Origin of the sequence: Nocardia halotolerans (genome assembly GCF_042650145.1) — a bacterium.
Taxonomy (GTDB): domain Bacteria; phylum Actinomycetota; class Actinomycetes; order Mycobacteriales; family Mycobacteriaceae; genus Nocardia; species Nocardia halotolerans.
Genome location: NZ_JBHSDL010000004.1, coordinates 148,952 through 173,757, shown reverse-complemented (window position 1 = coordinate 173,757; position 24,806 = coordinate 148,952). Strand labels below are relative to the sequence as shown.

Below are 24,806 nucleotides of genomic sequence, written 5' to 3'. Positions count from 1 at the left end.
GAAGACTCTTGAACCATGCCCCGAAAGACACGAATCAGAAATATCTAAACTAGAGTCCGAAAATCTAGCAAAGCCAAACACCAGCAAATCAAAATTCGCTGTTGCTTTTCAATGTCCAACCTCCCACGACCGGGGGGTACGCGAAGGTTGGAACCAATAATAATATTGGCACTGACATTCATCGACACACTATTGAGTTCTCAAAGAACACACGCACAAGCAGAACCACCGGACTCTTCCGGATCTCCTGCAGGGCAACTGTTCCAGCCTAACCCCGCTCCCAGTCGGTGTCAATCTCGACCACCTGGTTGCTTCAGTTGAGGCGTGTCAGGCGCACTCCGTACTACCTCGTTTTCCCTCGCCCGCCGATCCTGTGGACCAGCGTCTCGGCTCCGGGTCGGTGTCCGTGTCGCTCTGACTTCCAATAAGTTACGCGCCGGATAACGCAACGTCAAATCGCCTGAACAACAGTGCATCCGCGCAGGTCAGCGCACTGCGCGGCGCCGCTGCGCCGGCCTGAATCACACGAATGTGATTCAGGCCTCCGCGGCGGCCTCAGGCTATGCGGCGAACACCCGCCATGTTCTTCTTCCCGCGGCGCAGCACCAGCCACACGCCGTGCAGGTAGTCGGCGTCCGACGCAGTCCAGTCGATGTCGCCGACGCGCTCGTTGTTCACCGAGGCGCCGCCCTCGTTCACCGCTCGACGCGCCGCTCCCCTGCTCTCGCACAGGCCCGACGCGACGAGCAGGTCGACGATCGTGTTCGGTTCACCCGGCCCGACCTCGGCCACCTTGCCGTCGATCGCGGTTTCGCGCAGTGCGGCACCCAACGTCGACTCGGGCAGTTCGCGCAGGTCGGCACGGCCGAACAGCGCCTGGCTGGCCAGTTCCACCGCACGGGTCTCGGCTTCGCCGTGCACCAGCGTGGTCATCTCGGCGGCCAGTCGCTTCTGCGCTTCGCGGGCGAAGGGCCGTTCAGCGGTGGCCTGCTCGAGTCCGTCGAGCTCTTCCCGGCTCAGGAAGGTGAACCAGCGCAGGTAGCGCACGACATCGGCGTCGGCGGTGTTCACGAAGTACTGGTACCAGGCGTAGGGGCTGGTCAGTTCGGGGTCGAGCCAGAGGCTGCCACCACCGGTCGACTTACCGAACTTCTTGCCGTCGGCCGAGGTCACCAAAGGCACGGTGAGCCCGTGCACGTGCGCGCCGTCGACGCGCCGGTTCAGCTCGACGCCGGCGATGATGTTGCCCCACTGGTCCGAGCCGCCGACCTGCAGCGTGCAACCGTGTTCGCGGTGCAACTGCAGGTAGTCGTTGGCCTGTAGCAGCATGTAACTGAACTCGGTGTAGGACATCCCTTCGCCCTCGAGGCGCCGTTTGACGGTGTCGCGGGCGAGCATGACGTTCACCGAGAAGTGCTTGCCGACATCGCGCAGGAAGTCCACGGCCGACAGCGGACCGGTCCAGTCCATGTTGTTCACGATCAGCGCGCCGGTCGGCGAGTCGTCCAGCTCGACGAAACGTTCGAGCTGGTCGCGGATGCGCTGCGCCCATTCGGCGACGGTGTCGCTGGAGTTCATGGTGCGTTCGCCCACGTCACGCGGGTCGCCGATGAGTCCGGTCGCGCCGCCGGCGAGCACGATCGGACGGTGGCCCGCGCGCTGGAAACGCTTGAGCGCGAGCAGTGGGACGAGATGGCCCGCGTGCAGGCTGGCAGCGGTGGGATCGAAGCCGGCATACAGGGTCAGCGGCTGCGCGGCCGCGGCAGCGCGCAACTCGTCGAGGTCGGTGGACTGCGCGATCAAGCCGCGCCAGGTCAGTTCGTCGAAGATGTCGCCGGTCATGGGGATCCATCTTTCCGCATCGGATTCCCCGCGCGCACCCCGGTTCCGGTCCGTGGTTTTCAGGCGCGGGGCCGGACCAGCCAGGCCAGCAAGTCCGCTTCGACCTCGTCACGGTTGAGTTCGTTGAGGACTTCGTGGCGGGCGCCGGGATAGACGCGGTAGGTGATGTCGGTCGAGCCCGCGTCGCGGTAACGCCCGACCAGCAGCTCGGACAACCGCAGACCGGCGTTGAGAGGGTCCTTTTCCCCGACCATCACATAGATCGGCAGGTCGGCGGCACGGTGCTCGGGTCAGCCAGGCGAGTGTGGGCCACGCTCGCGAGCACGCCCATGTTCGTCGCGTCGACGGCGAAACCGCACCAGGGGTCGGCGTTGTAGGCGTCGACCTGGGCTTCGTCGCGGCTGATCCAGTCGGCGTCGGTGCGCGTGGGCTGGAACTCGGCGTTGAAGTGGGTGAGCAGGTCGCCGCCGGCGGCCGCGATGTCGGCGACGAGCCCGTCGACGGCGGTGGTGCCGCACAGCACGATCTGGTCGACGAGATCGCCGTGGTCCAGGATGTACTGCTGCACGGCGAAAGAACCGAGGCTGTGGCCGAACAGGGTGACCGGCAGCCCAGGGTGTCGCTCACGCAGGATCCTGGTGAGCGCGACCTCGTCGGCGACGAGCAGGTCCCAGCCGTCGGGTCCCAGGTCACCCGGCACGGCGCCCATGCTGTGGCCGTGGCCGCGGTGGTCGTCGGCATAGACGGCGAAGCCCAGGTCGACCAGTCGCTCGGCGAGGTGGCTGTAGCGCCCGGAGTGTTCGCCCATCCCGTGCACGATCTGGACGATGCCGCGCGGTTCGGCGTCGGCGGGCAGCCAGGTCCGGACGTGGATCGTGGTGGCATCGCTGCTGGGAAAAGTGAACACGGGCGGCTCCTGTGGGCATGGTCTCGGACCTGGCCCTCGATCGTCGCAGCTGGCGTGGGCATTCCCCAGTGGCGCGGGCGACGAGATCGGTGCGCCGAGCTTGTCTTCGCGGCCGAACCCACCGTTCGGCCGCGACGCGCACAGACGACGATCACCGGACTCGCGGTCCGGCGATCGTCGACATGGGGTTCAGCGCACCAGCGAGGTGATGGATTCGCGGCGTTCGTAGGCGATCCAGGCGAAGATTCCGGCCAGCACCAGCGGGAAGATCGCCATCGCCGGCTTGTCGGCGATGAACGCCTGTGTCGCGGCGGCGAGCACGGTGAGCACCGACAGCCCCACCGCGGCCAGGCCGCTCAGGCGCGGCACCATCAGACCGATCCCGCCCGCCACTTCCACGACGCCGATGAAGATGAGCAACCCGATCGGGATGGTCAGATTCTCGGGGGCGTTGTCCATCAAGGTGTTCGGGATGACGAGCTTCGGGCCGCCCGAAGCGATGATGAAGAACAGGCCGAGCACGATCTGCAGAGTCCACAGGACGCGGTTGCGGATCTTGCCGGGAAGGGCGACGGGGGCGGTGGCGGTGGTCATGATCGTTCCTCCTGATGAGTGGCGCTCGGTGGGTAGCGCGTTCAACAGATAGGACGTGGGTTGCGCACCGAATTCATCGCCGCCGCGAAGGTTTTTTCGTCGGTGGCGGTTCGGCGAGGATCGGCGCGCGCGGGCTGCGGCGATACACCGAGACCGCGGGCGAGCCGGGCAGCCAGAACCGCCACGGTTCATCGGCCGCGAGGCGCACACCCACGCGCGGGCCCGCCGCGATCTCGGCCGGTCGCACGGCTGGTCGCAACTCGAGCCGAACCTCGGAGAAGGGGTCCAACAGTTCGGTTCCGTAGTCGGACATGCTGATTCCGAGCGCGCTGCCCACATTGCCCGGTCCACGGGCGAGGGCGGCGTCGGTGCGCGCGGCGGGCCTGCGTTCGCGGGCGAGTTCGATCCCGTCGACCACTTCGCCCGCACGCACCAGCACCGCCGACGCGACTCCGTCGAAACCGGCGGTCACGTTGATGCACAGGTGAATTCCGTACGAGCGGTACACATAGAGGCGCCCGGCGGGTCCGAACATCACCGCGTTGCGGGCGGTCGGTCCGGGCCACGAATGTGCCGCCGGGTCCGGCCAGGGGCCGACCGCGTCGCTGCCGTACGCCTCGACCTCCACGATCCGCAGCGCCACCGGACCCGACCACATGACCGACCCGAGCAACCTGCACGCCGCGGCAGGCGGGTCGACAGCGAGCTCCTGTGCAGACATCCGCCCATTCTCGCCCATTCCCGCGCGAACTCCCCGCCTCGGCTGCCGGTTTCGCTAGGCGAAACGTGCGGCGACCGCCTCGGCGATCCGGTGCGGCTCGTGCTCGGGGACGAAGTGCCCGGCGTCGGGCAGTTGCAGCACCTGGTGATCGGTGAAGGTCTCGCGCATCCGCGGCAGACACGCCGCCGGGCGGAAAGCCATGTCCTTCATTCCCCAGAACAACAGGGCAGGCTTGGTGCCGAGACGCGCGGGCACCTCCGTGGCCAACCGCTCGAGCAGGGGGCGCGCGCCCAGAATCTGTCGGGGCATGACGGAGATGCCGACCCTGGCTTCGGGCGAAGGCTGCACCTTGCGATAGTGCTCGGCTTCGGCGGCGCTGAGCTTGCCGCGCAGCTCGGCGAGCAGGAACCGTTCGACGAGGAGGTTGTCGCGCAGGATCCGGCGCTGCATCGGGGCGCTGCTCATCACCCGCCCGAACGTTTTCTGGGTCCAGGTCTGCACCGGCCAGCACACGGTGTTGCCCAGTACCAGCCCGCGAACCCGCTCGGCGCGCTCGGTGGCCACGGCGGTGCCGATCGGCCCGCCCCAGTCCTGACCGAACACCACGAACTGGTCCAGGCCGAGGTGGTCTACCAGTTCGCCGGTGACGGTGGCGTGCTCGGCGATGGTGTAGCCGTAGCCGGGTGGTCGTTGCGACAGGCCGAAGCCGGGGTAGTCGATCGCCACGCACCGGAACCGGTCGCGCAGTTCGACGATGATCTTGCGATAGAGGAAGCTCCAGGTGGGGCTGCCGTGGCAGAACAGGATGGGCGTGCCCGATCCCTCGTCGATGTAGTGGATGCGTCCGGCGGTCGAGTCGAACCAGCGCGACCGGAACGGGTAGAGGTCACTGTCCGGAGTGAAATCGATGTGCATGGCGTCGTCCTGTCCGAGGGCTTGAAATCAAGCCTAGGGCCCACCTCGGCGGATGGGCTCGAGCCGTCACTGAGACGGTCATCACGCTTGATCCCTGAACACTGTTGTGCCGCTGCGTAATCCATCGGACAGGAAGCGTCCGCATTCGGGCAGGCGCCGCCGCGGTCCCTGGAGCGCCGACCTGCCGACGGCCTTGCCACATCGACCGCACGGCGCTAAATTCATCATGTAGTGAATTCAACGCTCGATGAATCGAGGCGACCATGTCGCACGCCACGCCGTCACCGATCGCCGTGCGGGTCCAGGACCTGACCGTCGAACGCGGAAAACGCACTGTGCTGCGCGGGCTCACCCTCGAGATCCCACGCGGCTCGATCACCGGGCTGCTCGGCCCGTCCGGTTGCGGAAAAACCACGCTCCTGCGCAGCATCGTGGGCACGCAGGTGGTGAAGTCGGGCCGGGTGACCGTGCTCGGAGCCGCGGCAGGCAGCTCGGACCTGCGGTGGCGCGTCGGCTATGTCACCCAGTCGCCGAGCATCTACCCCGACATCAGCGTCCGCGACAACGTCGCCTACTACGCCGCGCTCTACGGCCGCGACCGCGCCGATGTCGGCTCCGCGCTCACCGCGGTCGGGTTGGACGATCAGGCCGATCAGCTCGGCGACCGGCTCTCGGGTGGGCAGCAGACCAGGGCATCGCTGGCGTGCGCGCTGGTCGGCAAACCCGAACTGCTCGTGCTCGACGAGCCGACGGTCGGCCTGGATCCGGTCCTGCGCGTCGAATTGTGGCAACGCTTCGGCGAATTGGCCGCGGCGGGCACCACCTTGCTGGTCTCGAGTCACGTGATGGACGAGGCCGAGCACTGTGATCAGCTGCTCCTGATGCGCGACGGCGAACTACTGGCCCAGCTCAGTCCCGACGAGCTGCGCGAACGCACCGACGAACACAACCTCGAGGCCGCCTTCCTGACCTTGATCACGAGGGGAGCCCGCGCATGAGCACTGTGCGCCCGTACCTCGCCACCACCGGCCGGATCCTGCGCCAGCTCCGCAACGACCGGCGCACCGTGGCGATGATCCTGGTGGTGCCCGCCCTGCTGATGACGCTGCTCTACTTCATCTACCAGGACACCCCGAACGCGCCGGGCTCCCCGCTCACGATGTTCGACCGGGTCGGCATCACCATGCTCGGGATCCTGCCGTTCATCGTGATGTTCCTGATCACCGCGATCGCGATGCAACGCGAACGGGCATCGGGAACGCTCGAACGGCTGCTCACCACGCCGTTGCGCAAAATTGATCTGCTCGCCGGGTACGGCAGCGCGTTCTCCCTGGCCGCCGCGGCGCAAGCGGCGCTGGCCTGTGTGGTGGCGTTCTGGCTGCTCGGGCTGACCGCGGCCGGCAGTCCCGGCTGGGTGATGCTGATCGCGATGGTCGACGCGGTGTGCGGAGTCGGGCTGGGTCTGCTGGCCAGCGCGTTCGCGCGCACCGAATTCCAGGCGGTGCAGTTCATTCCGGTAGTCGTGGCACCGCAGATCTTCCTGTGCGGACTGCTCGTTCCCCGCGACCAGCTGCCCGGCTGGCTCGAGGCGATCAGCAACGTACTGCCGTTGAGCTACGCGGTGGACGCGCTACAGCAGGTGTCGATACACGCGGAGCCGACCGGCCTCATGTGGCGCGACATCGCCGTCGTCGTGGGGTTCGCCGTGGTGGCGCTCGGACTCGCCGCGGCCACATTACGTCGCCGCACCCCGTAGCGAACGCACCCGGCGACCACGAGAGGACCACCATGAACGAGGGCGCATCCGGCGCCGGGAGATCCGGGCGCACCGGACGCAGACCCGGCAAAGCCGACACCAAACCGGCGATCCTCGACGCGGCTCGGGCCCGGTTCGCGGCCGGCGGCTTCGACAAGACCTCGATCCGCGCGATCGCGGCCGACGCCGACGTCGATCCGGCGCTGGTACACCACTACTTCGGCACCAAGCAGCAGCTCTTCGCCGCCGTGGTGAACTTCCCGGTCGACCCGGACCCGACGCTGGCAGCCGTCGATGCCGCACCGCTCGACGAATTGGGGCAGACGATCGTGCGCGCGGTCGTCACGGTGTGGGACTCCCCTGCCGGACCCGGCGTCGTCGCGATGGTCCGCAGCATCTTCGCCGGCGGCGATCAGAATCTCGCCCGCTCGTTCTTGCTCCAGGTGGTGCTGGAGCGGGTCCGCGCGCGCATCGCCACAGCCGACGACGACGGCCGGGCCAGAGTTTCGCTGGCCGCGGCGCAGATGATGGGCGTGCTCACCGCCCGGAAGATCATCGCGCTGGAACCGTTGGCCTCGATGCCGATCGACGCCGTGGTAGCCGCGGTGGGTCCGTCGGTCCAGCGCTATCTGACCGGTGACATCGGCGCTCGGTGATTCGGCGCGCCCCGGATCAGGATTCGGCGACGAAGAATTCGTGTTCGGCGTCGCTGACGTCGCGAGCCTCGTCGATCAGCAGCACGGGAATGCCGTTGTCGATCGGGTAGGCGCGGCGCAGGCGCGGGTTGTAGAGCACACTCGCACCGGCTTCGGTCCGCACCAGCTGCAGCGGGCCCTTGTCCTGGGGGCAGGCCAGCAGGCCGAGCAGGGTTGCGTCGATGGTGGATTCGGGCGCCATGTCCCTAACCTACCGCGCCCGGCGGAAGGAGATGTAGCGGTGTCCGAAGAAGCTGAGCACCGCCACCAGACCCATCACGATCACCGAGGCGGGTTCGGCCGGAAAGCCGAGGCCGGTGACCGCGAGTTCCACCAGCACCACATTGAGGATCAGGCCACCGGCGTTCACCCCGCAGAAGGCGAGAAAGTCACGCACCAGGCGGCCGTGCACCCGGAACACCAGTGTCCGGTGCCCGGCGAACGCCACTACCGTGCTGATCGCGTAGGCGGCGGCGACAGCCAGACCGGGCCTGCCGTCTCCCAGGAGTTGCAACCAGAACACCACAAGCACCATGCCGAGCAGGGTGTTGAAACCGCCGACGATCGCGAAGGCCAGCTCCTGTCGTCGCACGATCCGCAGCAGCGGGCCCGGCGTGTCCAGCACGCCGCCGGCCGGCGCCTCCGTGGTCATCGCGCGGCGTCCACGAGCGCGTCCGCATCGGTGATCGACTCCGTCGCCGGAGCGCCCGGCTCCTCGTCGGCGTTGCCGGTATCGGCGTCGGGCTTGCGGCCGCGCACGTACAGCCACTGGAACACCGCGAGGCCGAGCAGTCCGGTCCCGATCGCGACGCCGCCGATCTTCCAGCCCGGCGGACGCCAGGTCAGTTCGAGATCGCCCTGGCTGGTTCCGGCCGGAATGTCGACCGCGACGAAAGTCTTGGCGACCACCTCGAACCCGATGTCGCGGCCGTCGAGCGTCACCCGGTAACCCGGCCAGCCCAGACGGGCGAACACCACGCGCCCGCCGGTCTCGGAGCTCACGGTGACCCGGCTGGTCATGCCGCTTTCCGACACCGAAGCCGCGGTGGCGTCCTGGACCGCCGAGACGCGGCCGTTGCGGGTGGAGACGAGGCCGTCCACGCGTTCGAGCACCGCGATGTAGTTCTCGTGGTCCGGGTATCGGACCCACTTCCAGCCGGCGGGCGCGGGCTGGGCGGCGGCATCGGGATAGAGCGCGCGTTGCAGGACCACGCGGTCGACGTTCATCAGGTCGACGATGGTCTTGCCGGTGGACGGCTCCACCGAGAACGCGCGCCGGTAGGCGTCGGGGCACACGCTGGTGTCCCAGCGCATGCACAGCATCTCGCCGAACCAGTAGTGCCCGTTCGGGGTATACCCGCTGACGTAGGTGCGTTCGATGTCCTTGGCATAGTTGCCGAAGACCAGCGAACCGTAGGCGCCGTCGAGGGTGCGCTCCCCCGGCTGGATCAGGGCCCGGTCACCGAGTTGCAGTGTGGTGCCGGCGAACTCGGGGAACGCCGCCCTTGCCGCGGCGCGGTCGCCGGGCAGGTTCCAGCTCATCGGGGTCGGCTGTGCGCGCTGCACCTGCACGTACGCGATCGGCGACACCGCGATGATCGCCAGTGCGACCGCCGCCGAGATCCCCTTGCGTACCGCCAGCCACACCATCGCGGCGCCGAGCACGGCGAGGGCCGCCGCCGCGACCACATGCGCCACCCAGTGCTGCGGGTCGGCCGAGAACGACCGCACCCACAGCAGCCCGATCAACACCGCCGCGGCGACGCACCGGGCCCGCCACTGCCGGGCGGTCGCGAACCGCCCGAGCAGCACACACACCAGAACCAGCAGTCCCAGCGCGACCATCGGCAACACCCGGGCGGGCCAGCGCAGCGGACCGATCGTGCCGGGACCGGCGGTCCACATCAGCGCGACGATGGTGAACAGCCCGATACCGCTCAATTCGCGCCACGCGGCGCGGGCCCTGCCCCAATCGATGAAGGCCAGCGCCGGAATCAGGAACCAGGCGATATAGACCACCGGCAGCGGCTGCACGTAACCCCACCACGACACGAAGGCCGGCAGCGTCGAGGGCAGGCTCGCGTTCAGCGATTCCGACCACGGCACGGTGAGGAACTGGTCGTTGATGACCTGGGCGGTGCCACGCCAGGTGACCTTCGCCGACAGCATGCTCGGCAGATACGTCGCCGCGCCCGCCAACGCCGCGAGGCCGGCCACCGACAGCAGTCTCAGCGACGGTCGCCAGGTGCGCTGATAGATCAGTTCACCGACCGCGACCGCGACGATCATCAGTCCCGCCTCGACGGCCGGGAACACGTACTGCACCGAAATCGCCAGGTAGAGATACACGAACACCGAGATCGGCCCGCAGTATCCGACCGGCCCGTCCGAGCGCTGCCCGAGCAGGCGATGACCACGCGCGTAACGCACCCCCGACGCCCAGGCGTGCACCAGCCACGCGGTGCCGGTGAACGCGGTCCACCAGCTGGCTTCGTCGAAGAACAGCAGCCACCCGGTGAACGGAATTGACACACCGGCCAGCGCCGCCCACTGCACCCGCGAGCCGTAGACCAGGCAGATCCGGTACACACCGAGACCGAGGATGATCGCGAAGATCAGTTTCACCACGGTCGCGTAGAGCACCAGGTTGTCCACCGACGGCGCGATCAGATCGATCAGCAGCTGTGGCGGATTCAGCAGGCCCGCCTCCTCGATGGCATAGTTGCCCGCCATCCAGTGCTCGGGAACCAGCACGGGGAGTTCACCGTCACGCAGCTGCCTGCCGAGCATCACCCACAGCGGGACGTACTGGGATTCGGTGTCGTCGGTGTAGAAGTGGCGGACGTTCGCCAGCAGCACAGCGCCGTAGCCGACGATCACCCCGAGGGAGGTGAACAAGCCCCACAGATGGACCGAACGCCGGGAAGGAGTTCTACTTTCCGCCACGAGCACCAGACCCTACAGGCACACCCGGGTGACATCACCGTCGCACAGGCCGATCCAACGCCGCCGACGCGCCGCCCTCCGGTGTTAAAGTGCGCACACTGTTGGCTATCCCGTCGCGACACCGAAAGTCGACCATGCCGATTCCTTCCGCACGTTCGTCTCGACCCGGCACCGCGCTACACCCCGACGACCCCGACCGCAACCGATCCCACCCCGTGCATTCGGTGTCGGTCGTCGTTCCGGTGTACCGGGGTGAGGACACGATCGCGGCCCTGGTCACCGAGCTGGACCGGCTCACCGGCCCGAGTACCTCCGCCGGGGGCGCGCGGTTCGCCGTGGCGGAGATCATCCTCGTCCACGACAACGGCCCCGATCGATCCGATGTGGTGCTGCAGGAACTCGAAGGCGCCTACCCGCAGGTGCGCGCGGTGTGGCTGAGCCGCAACTTCGGACAGGACGCAGCAACCATCGCGGGAATGGCGGCCGCGCACGGCGACTGGATCGTCACGATGGACGAAGACGGGCAGCACGATCCCGGCTGCATCGCCGACTTCCTGGACGCGGCGCTGGCCTCGCGCGCCGACCTGGTCTATTCCAAGCCGTCCAACACCCGCCCGCACGGGCTGCTGCGCAATCTCACCTCACGCAGCGCGAAAGTGGTGCTGGCGACGGTGTTCGCCTTTCCCGATTCCACCCGGTTCGAGAGCTTCCGGCTGATCCGCGGCGATATCGGCAGGCGACTGGCCGAGGTGGCGGCCAACGGCGTGTACCTGGATGTGGCACTCACCTGGGTGGTGGGCAATGCCGTGTCGGTGCCGGTGATGTTGCGCGCCGAGGGCCGCGACGAGTCCGGTTACAACTATCGCCGCCTGTTCTCTCTGTTCTGGAAGATGGTGCTGTGCAGCGGGACTCGCGGGCTGCGCCTGGTGAGCATGCTGGGTGTGAGTTTGGCGCTGGCCGGGGTGGCCATGGCCGGGGTGATCGTGGTCCAGGCACTCACACAGGACAATTCCGATCCCGAGGGCTGGGCTTCGATCATCGTGGTGCTGCTGCTGTGCTCGGGAGCCACGCTGTTCTCGCTGGGCCTGATCGCGGAGTATCTCGGTGTGGCCCTGCACATTCTGGTGGGAAAGCCGCTGTATCTGACCGTGCAGTCCCCGACGCCGCGCCCGGACGCGATGCACGCGCCGGTCGTGATCCACCGAGTCGCGGCCACGGTGTCCGCGTCCGCGACGGAAAAGGGCAACCGCGAGTGAGCGATCGCATCATCTTCAGCCGGCCGTTTCGCGCGGCCGCCGAACGCGCCAATCTGCTGGCCGTGCTCGACTCCGATCACAGTCACGGCGACGGCGCGTTCACCAGGGCCGCGACGGCGAAGATCAAGGCGATCACCGGTGCCGATCACGCGCTGCTCACCACGTCCTGCACGCACGCGCTCGAGCTGGGCGCGCTGCTGCTCGAGCTGGGCCCCGACGACGAGGTGATCGTCCCCAGTTTCGCGTTCACCTCGGCGGCCACCGCGATGGCACTGCGCGGTTCCACCTGCGTTTTCGTCGATATCGACGAGTCAAGCGGCAATATCGACCCGGCCGCCGCGGCCGCGGCCGTCACCGACCGCACCAAGGCCATCGTGGTGATGCACTACGGCGGGGTGGCCGCCGACATGGCGACGCTGCTGGACCTGGCCGCCCAGCACGGTCTCGCGATCATCGAGGACAACGCGCACGGCCTCGGCGGTACCTGGCGTGGCAGGCAACTCGGCACCATCGGAACCCTGGGCACGCAGAGTTTCCACGACACCAAGAACGTGCACTGCGGTGAAGGCGGGGCGCTGCTGCTCTCCGACGAGATCCTGATGGGCCGGGCGGAGATCATGCGTGAGAAGGGCACCGACCGGGCTCGTTTCCTGCGCGGCCAGGTCGACAAGTACTCCTGGCAGGACATCGGTTCGAGTTACCTGCCCAGCGAACTCAACGCGGCCGTACTCGACGCGCAGCTCGCCGAGTTCGACACCATCCAGGCCCACCGGCACCGGGTGTGGGACACCTACGCTGCCGCGCTCCCCGACTGGGCCGCCCGCAACCACGTGCGCCCGATGCACGTACCCGCCGACCGCGGCCACACCGCGCACCTGTTCTACCTGCGGATGCCCACCGAGGACAGCCGCGACGGGATCATCGCCCATCTCGCCGAACGTGGGATCGTCGCACCGTTCCACTACATCCCGCTCGACTCCAGTCCCGCCGGCCTCAAATACGGCCGCACGCCGGTGCCGTGCAGGCGCTCGGCGAAATTCTCGGCGACCATCGTGCGGCTGCCGCTGTGGCCGTTGCTCAGTGCGGCACAGGTCGGCCGGGTGATCGATGCGGTCACCGAATATCGGGTGTAGCGACTGGCGCGCGAAGGCCGCCCGGTGTGCGCCGGACGGCCTCGTGAACAGCCGTGTTCAGTTCCCGCCGAACAGTCCTGCCGCCGCCGCGTCGGTGAGCACCACATAGGTGTCGGTGTCGCGGTCGTAGACCCAGGTACTCGGCCCCGCCTTCGGGAAGCCGGCCGCCTGGACGGCCGAGGCCGAGGGCCGGAAGCTCGCACTGCGCGGGATCTCGTCGACGACGTAGACCAGGTCGGGGCGCTGATCGGGGTCCAGAGCGCGCATCGCCTCGGTCAGGTCGCCCGCTTCGATCCGGAACCCCTCGCGCACACTCAGCGCGGCCGCGACGAGCGTGCCCGACGCGGTCGGCAGTCCGAACGCGACCTCGAGGTCCACCGGAGTGATGTCGTTGAGCACGTCTACGATCGGCTGGGTGAACACCGGGCCGCGGGCAGTACGGATCACGGTGTCGCGGCGGTCCATCAGCCAGTAGTCGCCGTCGCTGTCCCGCCGGAACAGGTTCTCCGTCGGCCACCAGGCGTCGCCCGCGCGGAACACTCCACGCAGTCCGCCGTCGGAGATGTCGCCGCCGTCGACGGCCTTGCCCAGCAGCAGGCCGGGTTCGTTGTCAGCGCAGCGCCGGGCGAACCCGTCGTCGCCGACCTGGATCTGTTCGGCGATCGGGTCGTAGGCGACCAGTTCCACGCGCGCGGTGCCCGGCACCGGCCTGCCCTTGGCCCCGATCTTGGCGCCGGTCACATTGGCCAGCACGACGTCACCGTCGATCGAGGCGTAGAACTCGAGCACCCGGGCCGGGGCGAACTGTTCGGTGGTGCGCCGCCACAGACCCGGCGGCATACCGGAACCGATGAACAGCCGGATCGGATGGTTGTGCCCGGCCGGGAACACCTGCGCGTCGAGCAGGTCGCGCAGCATGGTCCAGGTGTAGGTCACGACGGTGACGCCGTAGCGATGGACTTCCTCAGCGAACCGGCCCGGATCCAGATCCCGTGGCCGGGCCAGCGCAATTCGGCTGCCGCCGGCGATCGCACCGCCCAGGCTCACCAGCAGACCCGACGAATGATGCAGTGGCGCAAGGCAGTACACGGTGTCGCGGCGGTCGAGGTCGGCGGCGCTCGCGGTACCGAACGCCGAGAGCGCCCAGCGGTGGTTGGTGATGTACTTGGCTTCGAGGCGATCACCGGAACCCAGCACGAGCACGAACGCGAGTTCACGCGCCAGACCCGGATTGGGGCGATACCAGGCCGGTACCCGCACCGCGCCCGGGTCGACCTGTTCGAGGTCGATCACCCGGTCACCGGTCGGCACCGCGAGCGCACGGCTGTTGCCGCCGCCGAGGACCAGCACCCTGGTGCCCGTCGCGGCCGCGGTGCGCAGGTTCTCCGGATCGGTGATCAGGGTGCCCACGCCGGTGAGTTCGATGGCGCGGTCCAGTTCGGCGCCCGGCGCCAGCAGCACCGCGACGGCACCCAGACGCGAGAGCGCGGCCACCGAGGCCAGCGCGCTCGGACGCGTCTCCATGATGACGCCCACCCGCATGGCGGGCCGGATACCCACCGAGATCAGGCCACGCACCACATTGTCGACGCGCTGCTCGACCGCGGCATTGGTGTGCGCCCGGTCGTCGAACAGCACCAGATCCTTCTGCGGTGCGCGCTTGGCGTGTTCGGTGAGCAGCTTGCCCAGCGAGATACGCGTGTGCGGCTGGATCATCCCGAGCCGGGTCAGGCGCGGCAGCGCGCGCGCGGCCTCGCCCACGATCTCGTAGGAACCGCGAATCGTGTTGCCCGCGATGCCTTCCAGTGCTTTGCCCACGCCGGCACCGGCCTCGGCCAGACCCGCCGCGGTGTGGACCATGCGGGTGGCGGCCGTGCGGGGCGCATTGCCCGCGACGTGTTCACGCATCGGCACGATCTGTTCGGGCAGCGCGGCGTCGCCGTCCATCCAGGAGATCCAGTCGCGCACCATCGGCCAGGTGTGATTGGTGGCCGTGGAACCGGCGACCAACCCGAAATGCCCTGCCACCAAACTGGCTTCGTAGACCTCGGCGTGCGGCGCCGCCCGCACGATGCCGCGCACCGCGGCCGGCTGGCCGATGTCGTCCACCTCGCCGACGAAGGCGAGGATCGGGCACTTGATCTCGGCCAGCGAGACCGGGTGATCACGGATCACGAAGCCGCCGAGCATCATCCGGTTGTGCGCGACGAACTGCTTGAGCAGATCGGCCACCGCCGGACCCGAGTACCCCACCCAGCCATCACTGTTGAGGAAACGGCGCTGACGTTCCTTGGGCAGCAACGCTTCCCGGTCGTGTAGCTGCAGCAGGAAGTCGATCCGCGACTTCGCCGTCTTCACCGGGTCGAGCAACTGGAATCCCAGGCGCACCATCGATTCGGTGATCGGCAGCCGGTGCATCACATGGTCGGCCAGAAAGTCGGCCACCTCGGACACCAGGCCGTAGGGCAGGCCGAACGGCATGCCGGCCACGATGTCGACCGGGCTGCCGAAGGTGACGATGGAGGCCACGCCCTTGCCGTAGCGGTAGGCGGTGCTCTGGTAGGCGAACATGCCGCCCTGCGAATAACCCATCAGGTGCACCTGCGCGCCGGTGGCTTCGCAGACGGTGTCGATGGCGGAGTTCAGCGCGAGGACGTGGTCGGCCAGGTCGCGTTCCCAGCCGCCCTCCTCGGTGGCGGGCGAACCGAAATCGATGACCCAGCAGTCCACCCCGCCCTCGTGCAGGATGCCGACCGCGCCACCGGCAGCGTTCACGTCCCAGATGTCGGCGTTGACCATCAGCGGCGGCACGAGCAACGCCACCGGCCGTCCCGACGACGTGTCGTCGGGGAAGTAGTGCCGCAGCCGGTACATCCGCCGACGCTCCACCACCTCGAAGGGCGAGGACTCCACATCGTGCGCCAGTCCGCCGAAGCGGATCACCTCCAGCCCGTTCTGCGCGGTAGCCAGCAACCGCTGCACCGAACCGACCACACCTTTTGGACTGATATTCACCGTTCCCACCTGAGCCCTGCCTGCTGAAAGTGACGCACCTCACACACCCCAATGTGCTCATATGAGCTAACCACACCGGACCTCCATTATGTGTCGCCTGTGACACGCCGCATGTTCCAGCGATCCGGCTCACAACGCCGGGTTACGCCCGGGTAACGCCGCCATCGTTTCGGTTCCCGATCCGGCACACCGCTAGGGTGTCCGGGTGACCGAACCGCTCACCGACGCATCGACCGACCGTGAAGCCATGACCGTCGAACTGGTCGACGACCACGGCGTGGCGATCGGGGCCTGCTCGGTGGCCGAAGCGCATCGCCCGCCAGGAGTCCTGCACCGCGCCTTCTCCGTCCTGCTGTTCGACCGCCGTGGAGACGTCCTGGTCCAGCAGCGCGCCGCCGTGAAAACCCGCTTCCCGTTGCAGTGGGCCAACACCTGCTGCGGACATCCGACGCCGGGTCAGCCGGTCACCGAGGCCGCCGCGATCCGCCTGCGAGAGGAATTCGGGATGGCGGCCGAGCTGACCGAGGTCGGCGCCTTCCGCTATCGCGCCGGCGACGAGTCGACCGGCCGGGTGGAGCACGAATACGACCATGTACTCATCGGCACGGTCGGCGACGAGACACCTCGGCCCGATCCGGCCGAAGTCGCGCACTGGTCGTGGCTCACACCGGACACTTTGCGCGCCGAGCTGACCGAACATCCCGACAAGTACACGCCCTGGCTGGCGGAAGTCCTGGAAATCGCGGTACGAGCGCAACCACCGCGCCCCTGAACCCTCCCCACTCCTTGCCCGTCCCTCTTTCTCATTCGACGCAGCAACAGGTTTTATGCGCATATCTATATCTGTCCATGTGTACTGGTTCCTTGGCCAACTCACAGCCTCGCCACAGTCGCCGGACAGGACACGCGACGACTCTGGACACTGAAGTGTTCCGCGACGGTGAGTGAGGTAGCGATGGTCGAGGTCGAGATCAACGACGACACGGTGACGGTCCACGTACTCGGTGGGCATCGACTGCTCGCGTTGCGCCAGCAGGTCGTGGTCGACCGGGCCGCCATCACCGAGATCGCCACCGCAGAGGTGGACCTGCGCCCGCCGTGGGTGCGAGCACCCGGCACCTTCATCCCCGGTGTGATCGCCGCCGGCGTCTACCGCGGCAAGGGCCGCAAGGAATTCTGGGACACCACCTTCGGCGGCAGCGCGGTGCGCATCGACCTCGACGGCCCCGATTTCACCCGGCTGGTCGTCGATGTGGACGATCTCGACTCGGTACTGCACGCACTCTCCGGCAACTTCGCCGGAGTCTGATCACACTCTCGTCGGGGCCTGGTGGCCTCGCTCGCAAACACCACCGAATCGACCGAGCGGGCGCGCACGGTGGCATGCTCGGCTGATGGGAGTTTCGACAACGCAGACGGTGGACCGCCGTTTCGTCCGCCTGGTCGCCGTGTTCGACCGTTTGTTCCGTAAGCCTTCCCACGGTGGTGGCGCACTGTGCGTGTACCTGCACGGTGAGCCGGTGGTCGACGTATGGACCGGCTACGCCCGCCCCGGTGTGGCGTGGACCGCGGATTCGGTGGCGTTGGGGTTCTCCACCGGAAAAGGCGTGGCCTCCACAGTGATTCACCAGCTCGCCGATCGGGGCCAGCTCGACTACGACGCACCGGTCGCCGAGTATTGGCCGGAGTTCGCCGCGGCGGGCAAATCCACCATCACCGTGCGCGACGTGCTCACCCACCGCGCCGGCCTGCACCGGCTACGCGGGCTACTTCCGGGCCCGATCGAACGCTTCCTCGACGACGCGGCCGTCACCGCGGCCCTGGCCGCGGCCACGCCGGACCCCCGCCGCCTCGTCACCAGCGGCTATCACGGGATCAGCTACGGTCACCTGGCCGCCGAGATCGTGCACCGGGTCACCGGTCGCGAGTTCGTGGACGTGGTCCGCACCGAGCTCGCCGAACCGCTCGGCGCCGAAGAACTCTGGTTCCGGGTACCGCACGAGCAGCGCCACCGCATCGCGACCACCTTCCCCCGGCTGCGGGCGGCGGGCATGGACTGGGACACCGGTTCGGAGTTGTTGTCGCGCACCCGCTTCTCGGCCGCCGCGGAAACCACCCCGCGCGGATTCGCCGATCTGATCGTCGACGAACGAGTGCACGATTCCGTGATGCCCGGCGTCAACGGCGTGTTCTCGGCCCGCGCCCTGGCCCGCCTGTACGCGGCCCTCGCCGGGGACGGCGAACTCGACGGCACCCGCGTCCTCTCCCCCGGCACCGTCGCCCGCGTCGCCACCCGCCAGGTGTTCACCCCCGACTACGTCCTGGCCTTCCGCATCCCCTGGGCCCTCGGCTACCACGGCGTCCCGATGAAACCGTCCAAAGCCGACCCCATCTCCGCCTTCGGCCATTTCGGCCTCGGCGGCTCCGGCGCCTTCGCCGACCCCGAAACCGGCCTCTCCCTGGCCTTCGTCACCAACCGCCTGGGCGGCAAACTGACGCCCCTCGGCGACGCCCGCCTCACCCGCCTCTCCACCATCGCCCACAACATCGCCAAATCCACCGAGCCTCGATTGGACGCGTGACCACCAGGCTCTGGTGTGAACATCGGCCGAGACGCGAAAACCACCAGAGCCTGATGATCATGCGTCCAGCGTCTGGGCTGGCACGATGTGGCGTATGGCTGCTGTTGGGTGGGGGTTGGTTGAGGGGGCTGGGGAGTTGTTGGGGGGCGTGGTTCGGCGGACGCCGACTGTGGGGTCGCGGGTGTTGTCGGAGCGGGTGGGGGTGCCCGTTTTGCTCAAGTGTGAGAATTTGCAGCGGACGGGGTCGTTCAAGCCTCGGGGGGCCTATAACCGGATTGCGAAATTGTCCGGGGCGGAGCGGGTGCGGGGGGTGGTTGCGGCCAGTGCGGGTAATCATGCGCAAGGGGTGGCTTGGGCGGCGCGGGAGCTGGGGATCGCCTCCACGGTGTTCATGCCGATCGGGGCGTCGTTGCCGAAGCTGGTCGCCACGCGGGCCTACGGTGCGGAGGTGCATCAGGTGGGTGAGTCGATCGATGAATCGCTCGATGCCGCGAAGGAGTTCGCCGAACGCACCGGGGCGACGCTGATCCACCCGTTCGATCATCCCGATATCGTCGCGGGGCAGGCCAGTGTCGCACTGGAGATACTCGAGCAAGTACCCGATGTCGGAACCGTTGTGGTGCCGACCGGTGGCGGTGGACTACTCGCCGGGGTGGCGGTGGCGCTCGATCACCTGGCACCGCACGTCAGGGTGATCGGGGTGCAGGCGGCCGAGGCGGCGGCGTGGCCGGAATCGCTGCGCGCGGGTAGACCGGTGCGGGCGGCGCGGATGTCGACGATGGCCGACGGCATCGCGGTCGGCCTGCCGGGTGAGGTGCCCTTCGGGTACGTCGCGGAACTGGTGTCCCAGATCGTCACGGTCGACGAGGAATCGCTGTCCAAGGCTTTGCTGCTCTTGCTGGAACGCGCCAAACTCGTCGTCGAACCGGCGGGTGCGGCCGGCGTGGCCGGGCTGCTCGGCCCCGAATTGCGCGATCTGGCGGGCCCGGTGGTGGTGATCTTGTCCGGTGGCAACATCGACCCGCTGCTGCTCACCCACGTGATCAACCACGGGCTCAGTGCGGCCGGTCGGTATCTCGCGATGCGAGTGACCATCGCCGACCGGCCAGGGGCGTTGTCGGCGCTGCTCGGCGTGGTCGGACGCGCCGGCGCCAGCGTGGTCGACGTCGTGCACTCGCGGACGGGGACATGGTTGGCGGTGGACGAGGTCGAAGTGTCGCTCACCGTGGAAATGCGTGGCCCGGCGCACCGCGACGACGTCCTGGAGGCGTTGCGCGACGCCGGGTTCCGGGTCCGCGCGGAGTTGTGACCCCGGCGTGGCACGGCCCGACACGGCAGATGTGACTCAGTGTGCCCCACCGAGTTCCAGTGCGAGCACACCGAGGATCACCAGTCCGATACCCCCGACCTGCACGAGCGTGAGCCGTTCACCCAGGAACAACACACCGATCACCGCGATCATCGCCACGCCCACGGCCGACCAGATCCCGTAGGCGGCCCCGATCGCCATCCCCCGCTTCAACACCTGGGACAGGAAGTAGAACGCCGCGCCGTAGCCGAGGACCACCACGATCGACGGGACCAGTTTGGTGAATCCTTCCGACAGCTTCAGCGAAATCGTCGCCGTCACCTCGGTGGCAATGGCCAGCGCCAGAAAGAGCAGGGTCATAGCCGCAGACTAGCGGGCGGCCGTTCCGGCCCCGCCGGGCTGCGAGCCGGATGTAACCGGCAACGAATCACCCACGCGACGCCAGTTCGACGACTCCTGCTGTCAGCGCAGCCAGGCGCGGGCTTCGTCGGCGGTTTCGCGGACCTCGTCGAGTTGTTCGGCGACGCGGACACCGGCGGTGCCGCCGCGGGCGTTGCGGGAGGCGATCGAGCCCGCGACGGTGAGGACTTCGCGCACACCGGCGGTCAGCGACGGGTCGACGGCGGCGAATTCCTCGTCGGTCAGTTCGTCGAGGCCGACACCGCGCGCTTCGGCCGCGCGCACACACCCACCGGCGGCCTCGTGGGCGACGCGGAACGGAACACCTCGGCGCACCATCCATTCCGCGATGTCGGTCGCGAGGGTGAACCCGGCGGGGGCGAGTTCGGCCATCCGGTCGGTGTGGAAGGTGAGGGTGGCGACCAGGCCGGCGATGGCGGGCAGCAGCAGTTCCAGCTGGGCGACCGAATCGAACAGGGGCTCTTTGTCTTCCTGCAGGTCGCGGTTGTAAGCCAGTGGCTGCGCCTTCAGGGTGGCCAGCAGGCCGGTCAGGTTGCCGATCAGGCGGCCGGCCTTGCCGCGGGTGAGCTCGGAGACGTCGGGGTTCTTCTTCTGCGGCATGATCGACGAACCGGTCGACCAGGCATCGGCGAGGGTGACGTACCCGAATTCCGGTGTGCTCCAGAGGATGACCTCCTCGGCCATGCGGCTCAGGTCGACACCGATCATGGCGAGCACGAAGGCGGCCTCGGCGGCGAAGTCACGCGAGGAGGTGGCGTCGATCGAGTTCGCGGCCGAGGCGGTGAAGTCCAGGTCGGTGGCGATCTGTTCGGGGTCCAGGCCCAGCGAGGAACCGGCCAGCGCGCCCGAACCATAGGGGGAGATCGCGGCCCGCTTGTCGAAGTCGCGCAGGCGTTCCAGATCGCGCAGCAGCGGGTGCGCGTGGGCGAGCAGGTGGTGGGCGAGCAGCACCGGCTGCGCGGCCTGCAGGTGGGTTTTGCCCGGCATCACGGCGTCGGGGTGCGCGGCGGCTTGGGCGACGAGCGCGTCGACCACGTCGAGCACTCCGGCGCCGACGCGGCGCACACCGTCGCGCAACCACATCCGGAACAGGGTCGCGACCTGGTCGTTGCGTGAACGGCCGGCCCGCAGCCGGCCACCGAGCTCGGTGCCGACCCGCTCGATCAGGCCACGCTCGAGGGCGCCGTGCACGTCTTCGTCGGAGTCGGCGGGCCCGAAGGCGCCCGAGGCCACATCGGCGGCGAGCGCGTCCAGCCCGGCCAGCATGCCGGTCAGGTTCTCGTCGGAGAGCAGCCCCGCCTTGTGCAGCACCCGCGCATGCGCCTGGGACGCGCGGATGTCGTAGGGAGCCAGCGCCCAGTCGAAGTGGGTCGACTTGCTCAGCGCCGCCATCGCCTCGGCGGGCCCGGACGCGAATCGCCCACCCCAGAGGGCACCGGTGTTCGTGCTGCCGCCGTCGGTCATGGTGTGCTGTCTCCTCGGATCGAAGTGTGGGGTTTGCTCGCTCGGGCCGGTGCGCGGTGCCGGCCGACTGGTGCGACTTCACCGTAACCAGTACCGCCGACGCGGTGAGTGCGCAGGTCGCGGTCCCGACACGCACATCGGCAACCGCCCGAGCCCGACGCGCCCCGCCGATCACCCGCACCGCCGAAACCCCGGCGCCCGAGACCATCAACTACCCGCGGGACACGCCACACCAATCGCCGTGCTCACCGGAACTCGACCGACACCACACCAGCCAGCACATGGACAACCGACCACCGGGCTCTCACGTAAACATCGTCCGAGAGGAGATGACCACCAGAGCCTGGTGATCGGCTGTCCAATTGAGAATCGCTACCTGCGTCGCGTGCTCAGGCGAGTCCTGCGCGAACTCGGGCTGTCCCGCGACCGGCCAGACGTTGCGGGGGGCTAGCTGAGGTCGCGGCGGGCGGCGACCTTCGACGACAGGCCGTGGATCTGCACGAAGCCCTTGGCCAGGGACTGGTCGAAGGTGTCGCCCTCGTCGTAGGTGGCCAGGTTGAAGTCGTAGAGCGACCGCTCGGAGCGACGGCCGTTGACCACCGCGGAGCCGCCGTGCAGCACCATCCGGATGTCGCCGGAGACGTTCTGCTGGGTGTCCTGGACGAACGCGTCGAGGGCGCGCTTGAGCGGGGAGTACCACAGGCCGTCGTAGGCCAGTTCGGCCCACCGCTGCTCGACCTGACGCTTGTAGCGGCCCAGTTCGCGCTCGACGGTGACGTGCTCGAGTGCCTGGTGCGCGGTGATCAGCGCGATGGCGCCCGGTGCTTCGTAGATTTCGCGGCTCTTGATGCCGACCAGGCGGTCTTCGACCATGTCGAGGCGGCCGACGCCCTGGCGGCCCGCGCGGGTGTTCATCTCTTCGATGGCCTGCAGCACGGTGACCGGGCGGCCGTCGATGGCGACCGGCACACCCTTGTCGAAGGTGATGATGACCTCGTCGGGCGCTTCGAAGTTCACCGTCGGGTCGGCGGTGTAGTCGTAGACGTCCTTGGTCGGCGCGTTCCACAGGTCCTCGAGGAACCCGGTCTCGACCGCGCGGCCCCACACGTTCTGGTCGATGGAGAACGGCGACTTCTTGGTGACGTTGATCGGGAGCCTGTTCTCCTCGGCGAAGGCGATGGCCTTCTCGCGAGTCCAGGCGTAGTCGCGGACGGGGGCGATCACCTCGAGGTCGGGGGCGAGCGCGCCGATGCCGACCTCGAAGCGGACCTGGTCGTTGCCCTTGCCGGTGCAGCCGTGCGACACGGTGGTGGCGTTGTGGAACTTGGCGGCCTCGACGAGGTGCTTGACGATCAGCGGGCGGCTGATGGCCGAGACCAGCGGGTACTGGCCCATGTACATGGCGTTGGCCTGGATGGTGGGCAGGCAGTACTCGTCGGCGAACTCGTCGCGCGCGTCGACCACGATGGCCTCCACGGCGCCGCAGTCCAGTGCGCGCTGCCGGATCGCGCCCATGTCCTCGCCGCCCTGGCCCAGATCGATGGCGACGGCCACGACCTCGGAGCCGGTCTCCTTCGCGATCCAGCTGATGGCGACGGAGGTGTCAAGCCCACCGGAGTAGGCGAGTACGACGCGATCGGACATGTCTGTTGTGCTCCTCGACGTGGTTGTGCTGTTTCCTTCGGCTCGCGCCGCTGCTGCAAATGATTATGCATGATGATGCAATCTCATTCATAACCGGGGTACGCGCCGCCGCCGACGATACCGAGCAACTCCTTGGCGACCGGCGGCCGGTGTGAGACGCTGGTCACAATAGCCAACCCAAATGGTCGGGGCCAGGAGTCGATATGCAGCAACTTCGTGATTTCGCGCAGGAGAACTACGACCTGATCGGGACCGTGGTGATCGGCCTCGGGAACCTCGGATTGACGGTCGCCAAGACCGTGATCGAGCTCGGCACACCCATCCTGCAGCAGTTCTTCGCCTGACCCACCTCAGTACAGGGAGCACATCATGATCGACGAGGTCCTGCAGTTCCTGTCCGACCACTACGAATCCGGCGCCCAGATGGGCCTGCAGATCGGCCGCGTGCTGTTCGACCTCGGTTCGCCGCTGGCACTGGCCATCCTGAACTTCCTGGCCTCCTGAGCTGCGCCGACCATCCACACCCCGGTCCGTATGGCACGCTGGGAGAGCACTATTCGCACTCGCCACACGGAGGACGAACAAGATGCTCCACTACATCGCGCAGGAATTCTCCACCCTCGGCAACGGTGTGCTCGACGTCGGCCGCGCCGTGGTCCAACTGATTCAGGACATCATCGACGTCGCCACACCGAACAACCAGGGCGGCGCGGGTGGCGGAGAGTACCCGTTCAATTGAGTGCGTGTCCCCGGCGCGGGCTGTCCGCGAGGCACGGCCCGCGCCGTTACGCTGACCAACCATGACCGACGACGTGCGGATCAGCGCAGGTGCCGCGGTGCTCACGATCGCCCCGGCGGACGGCGGCGCGATCAACGGCCTCACCGTGGACGGCACCGAACTGCTGCGCCAGGATCCCGGAACCGGTTGTTTTGTGATGGCGCCGTGGGCGGGCAGGCTCGGTGACGGCCGGCTCACCGTCGGCGAACACACCTATCAGCTACCGATCAACAACCCCCCGCACAGCATTCACGGCACCGCGCGTGACACAGCCTGGGAGGTCGTGGACAGCACGCCCGACACGGCCACCTTGCGCACCGCGCTGACCGACCCGTGGCCCTTCGCCGGCACCGTCACCCAGACCTTCGCCCTCACCGACACCGGCTTGAACCTGTCGATGCGCATCACCACCGCCGGAGACCCGTTCCCCGCGCAGGGCGGGTGGCATCCGTGGTTCCGGCGTGCGGTCGCACCGGCCACCGGCGCACTGGAACTCGACTTCGACCCGGCCTGGCAGTACGAACGCGGGCCCGACTATCTGCCCACCGGGCGCCACATCCGGCCGACTCCCCCACCCTGGGACGACTGTTTCGCGATGCCCGACGGTGTCCGCGCGCGACTGACCTGGCCGGGCTTCCTGGAGCTCACGATCACCAGCCCGGTCACCGATGTGGTGGTGTGGACGCTGCCCGAGGAGTCGCTGTCGGTGGAGGCGCAGTCGGGTCCGCCCAACGGATTGAACACCGATCCGCGGATGGTCACCCTCGAGTCGCCGCTCGACGTGCAGGTCGACTGGACCTGGCGCAGGTTGTCACCGCGCTGAGAACGC

General features: G+C 68.2%; 26 protein-coding genes. 13 read left to right on the top strand and 13 right to left on the bottom strand.

The genetic code is table 11. The features are described from left to right. Nucleotides 1-555 precede the first annotated feature (555 nt). From tyrS to ACFO5K_RS03785, 6 genes are all read right to left on the bottom strand, one after another. Nucleotides 556-1,842 carry a tyrosine--tRNA ligase gene (tyrS, locus tag ACFO5K_RS03810; protein WP_378555759.1) on the bottom strand — a complete coding sequence of 429 codons (1,287 nt, stop codon included), beginning with the start codon at nucleotides 1,840-1,842 and terminating at the stop codon, nucleotides 556-558. Nucleotides 1,843-1,901: 59 nt separating this feature from the next. Beyond that, complete coding sequence (locus tag ACFO5K_RS03805; RefSeq protein ID WP_378555757.1) at nucleotides 1,902-2,096, bottom strand: hypothetical protein; 195 nt, start codon at nucleotides 2,094-2,096, stop codon at nucleotides 1,902-1,904. Then, nucleotides 2,096-2,749, bottom strand: coding sequence for an alpha/beta fold hydrolase (locus ACFO5K_RS03800; RefSeq protein WP_378555755.1), 654 nt, complete (start codon nucleotides 2,747-2,749; stop codon nucleotides 2,096-2,098). Before ACFO5K_RS03800 ends, ACFO5K_RS03805 begins: the two co-directional genes overlap by 1 nt. A gap of 189 nt (nucleotides 2,750-2,938) precedes the next feature. Further along, complete coding sequence (locus tag ACFO5K_RS03795) at nucleotides 2,939-3,343, bottom strand: DoxX family protein (RefSeq protein ID WP_378555753.1); 405 nt, start codon at nucleotides 3,341-3,343, stop codon at nucleotides 2,939-2,941. Nucleotides 3,344-3,416: 73 nt separating this feature from the next. Beyond that, on the bottom strand, nucleotides 3,417-4,064 hold the full coding sequence (locus ACFO5K_RS03790) for a DNA-3-methyladenine glycosylase (RefSeq protein ID WP_378555751.1): 648 nt from the start codon (nucleotides 4,062-4,064) through the stop codon (nucleotides 3,417-3,419). A 54-nt stretch (nucleotides 4,065-4,118) separates the two neighbouring features. Further along, entirely contained in the window at nucleotides 4,119-4,979 is an 861-nt protein-coding gene (locus ACFO5K_RS03785) for a haloalkane dehalogenase (protein ID WP_378555749.1), read from the bottom strand. Nucleotides 4,980-5,242: 263 nt separating this feature from the next. Between ACFO5K_RS03785 and ACFO5K_RS03780 the strand changes: the two genes are divergently transcribed. The 3 genes from ACFO5K_RS03780 to ACFO5K_RS03770 are packed head-to-tail and all read left to right on the top strand — an operon-like array spanning nucleotide 5,243 to nucleotide 7,391. After that, entirely contained in the window at nucleotides 5,243-5,977 is a 735-nt protein-coding gene (locus ACFO5K_RS03780) for an ABC transporter ATP-binding protein (RefSeq protein ID WP_378555747.1), read from the top strand. After that, entirely contained in the window at nucleotides 5,974-6,735 is a 762-nt protein-coding gene (locus ACFO5K_RS03775) for an ABC transporter permease (RefSeq protein WP_378555745.1), read from the top strand. Before ACFO5K_RS03780 ends, ACFO5K_RS03775 begins: the two co-directional genes overlap by 4 nt. A 32-nt stretch (nucleotides 6,736-6,767) precedes the next feature. Beyond that, nucleotides 6,768-7,391, top strand: a complete 624-nt coding sequence (locus ACFO5K_RS03770) for a TetR/AcrR family transcriptional regulator (protein ID WP_378555743.1) — start codon at nucleotides 6,768-6,770, stop codon at nucleotides 7,389-7,391. 16 nt (nucleotides 7,392-7,407) lie between these two features. Here ACFO5K_RS03770 and ACFO5K_RS03765 read toward each other — a convergent pair whose 3' ends face one another. Genes ACFO5K_RS03765 through ACFO5K_RS03755 form a run of 3 tightly spaced genes read right to left on the bottom strand, consistent with a single transcriptional unit; the run spans nucleotide 7,408 to nucleotide 10,376 of the window. Beyond that, on the bottom strand, nucleotides 7,408-7,632 hold the full coding sequence (locus ACFO5K_RS03765) for a Trm112 family protein (RefSeq protein WP_378555741.1): 225 nt from the start codon (nucleotides 7,630-7,632) through the stop codon (nucleotides 7,408-7,410). Nucleotides 7,633-7,641: 9 nt separating this feature from the next. Then, on the bottom strand, nucleotides 7,642-8,082 hold the full coding sequence (locus tag ACFO5K_RS03760; RefSeq protein WP_378555739.1) for a GtrA family protein: 441 nt from the start codon (nucleotides 8,080-8,082) through the stop codon (nucleotides 7,642-7,644). Further along, nucleotides 8,079-10,376, bottom strand: a complete 2,298-nt coding sequence (locus ACFO5K_RS03755) for a hypothetical protein (RefSeq protein WP_378555737.1) — start codon at nucleotides 10,374-10,376, stop codon at nucleotides 8,079-8,081. Before ACFO5K_RS03755 ends, ACFO5K_RS03760 begins: the two co-directional genes overlap by 4 nt. A 215-nt stretch (nucleotides 10,377-10,591) precedes the next feature. On the opposite strand from ACFO5K_RS03755, the gene ACFO5K_RS03750 reads away from it, so the two are divergent. Both ACFO5K_RS03750 and rffA read left to right on the top strand, forming a co-directional pair. Next, on the top strand, nucleotides 10,592-11,632 hold the full coding sequence (locus tag ACFO5K_RS03750) for a glycosyltransferase (protein ID WP_378555773.1): 1,041 nt from the start codon (nucleotides 10,592-10,594) through the stop codon (nucleotides 11,630-11,632). Continuing rightward, complete coding sequence (gene rffA, locus ACFO5K_RS03745) at nucleotides 11,629-12,765, top strand: dTDP-4-amino-4,6-dideoxygalactose transaminase (protein WP_378555735.1); 1,137 nt, start codon at nucleotides 11,629-11,631, stop codon at nucleotides 12,763-12,765. Before ACFO5K_RS03750 ends, rffA begins: the two co-directional genes overlap by 4 nt. A gap of 57 nt (nucleotides 12,766-12,822) precedes the next feature. Here the strand turns inward: rffA and ACFO5K_RS03740 are convergent, their stop codons facing one another. Further along, nucleotides 12,823-15,780 carry an AMP-binding protein gene (locus ACFO5K_RS03740; RefSeq protein ID WP_378555733.1) on the bottom strand — a complete coding sequence of 986 codons (2,958 nt, stop codon included), beginning with the start codon at nucleotides 15,778-15,780 and terminating at the stop codon, nucleotides 12,823-12,825. A gap of 205 nt (nucleotides 15,781-15,985) precedes the next feature. Here ACFO5K_RS03740 and idi point away from each other — a divergent pair, with 205 nt between their 5' ends. From idi to ilvA, 4 genes are all read left to right on the top strand, one after another. Next, nucleotides 15,986-16,552: an isopentenyl-diphosphate Delta-isomerase gene (gene idi / locus ACFO5K_RS03735; protein WP_378555732.1), complete on the top strand. Its 567-nt coding sequence runs from the start codon at nucleotides 15,986-15,988 to the stop codon at nucleotides 16,550-16,552. Between the two features lie 168 nt (nucleotides 16,553-16,720). Continuing rightward, a complete protein-coding gene (locus ACFO5K_RS03730) occupies nucleotides 16,721-17,089 on the top strand; it encodes a hypothetical protein (protein WP_378555730.1) in 369 nt (122 codons plus the stop codon). A gap of 85 nt (nucleotides 17,090-17,174) precedes the next feature. Further along, complete coding sequence (locus ACFO5K_RS03725; RefSeq protein ID WP_378555728.1) at nucleotides 17,175-18,362, top strand: serine hydrolase domain-containing protein; 1,188 nt, start codon at nucleotides 17,175-17,177, stop codon at nucleotides 18,360-18,362. A gap of 85 nt (nucleotides 18,363-18,447) precedes the next feature. Then, a complete protein-coding gene (gene ilvA, locus ACFO5K_RS03720; RefSeq protein WP_378555726.1) occupies nucleotides 18,448-19,671 on the top strand; it encodes a threonine ammonia-lyase in 1,224 nt (407 codons plus the stop codon). A gap of 36 nt (nucleotides 19,672-19,707) precedes the next feature. Here ilvA and ACFO5K_RS03715 read toward each other — a convergent pair whose 3' ends face one another. The 3 genes from ACFO5K_RS03715 to ACFO5K_RS03705 all read right to left on the bottom strand — a co-directional run bounded on the left by ACFO5K_RS03715 (nucleotide 19,708) and on the right by ACFO5K_RS03705 (nucleotide 23,199). Next, entirely contained in the window at nucleotides 19,708-20,031 is a 324-nt protein-coding gene (locus ACFO5K_RS03715; protein WP_378555724.1) for a DMT family transporter, read from the bottom strand. Nucleotides 20,032-20,133: 102 nt separating this feature from the next. Further along, nucleotides 20,134-21,555, bottom strand: coding sequence for an argininosuccinate lyase (argH, locus tag ACFO5K_RS03710; RefSeq protein WP_378555722.1), 1,422 nt, complete (start codon nucleotides 21,553-21,555; stop codon nucleotides 20,134-20,136). A 447-nt stretch (nucleotides 21,556-22,002) separates the two neighbouring features. Beyond that, nucleotides 22,003-23,199: an argininosuccinate synthase gene (locus tag ACFO5K_RS03705; RefSeq protein WP_378555720.1), complete on the bottom strand. Its 1,197-nt coding sequence runs from the start codon at nucleotides 23,197-23,199 to the stop codon at nucleotides 22,003-22,005. A gap of 203 nt (nucleotides 23,200-23,402) precedes the next feature. Here ACFO5K_RS03705 and ACFO5K_RS03700 point away from each other — a divergent pair, with 203 nt between their 5' ends. The 4 genes from ACFO5K_RS03700 (at nucleotide 23,403) to ACFO5K_RS03685 (ending at nucleotide 24,800) form a co-directional block, all read left to right on the top strand. Beyond that, complete coding sequence (locus ACFO5K_RS03700) at nucleotides 23,403-23,543, top strand: hypothetical protein (protein WP_378555718.1); 141 nt, start codon at nucleotides 23,403-23,405, stop codon at nucleotides 23,541-23,543. 25 nt (nucleotides 23,544-23,568) lie between these two features. After that, nucleotides 23,569-23,703 (top strand): hypothetical protein, encoded by a 135-nt coding sequence (locus ACFO5K_RS03695; RefSeq protein ID WP_378555716.1) that lies wholly within the window; start codon nucleotides 23,569-23,571, stop codon nucleotides 23,701-23,703. Nucleotides 23,704-23,785: 82 nt separating this feature from the next. Continuing rightward, a complete protein-coding gene (locus tag ACFO5K_RS03690) occupies nucleotides 23,786-23,938 on the top strand; it encodes a hypothetical protein (RefSeq protein WP_378555714.1) in 153 nt (50 codons plus the stop codon). Nucleotides 23,939-23,999: 61 nt separating this feature from the next. Next, nucleotides 24,000-24,800 (top strand): aldose epimerase family protein, encoded by an 801-nt coding sequence (locus ACFO5K_RS03685; protein WP_378555712.1) that lies wholly within the window; start codon nucleotides 24,000-24,002, stop codon nucleotides 24,798-24,800. The last annotated feature ends 6 nt before the right edge of the window (nucleotides 24,801-24,806 follow it).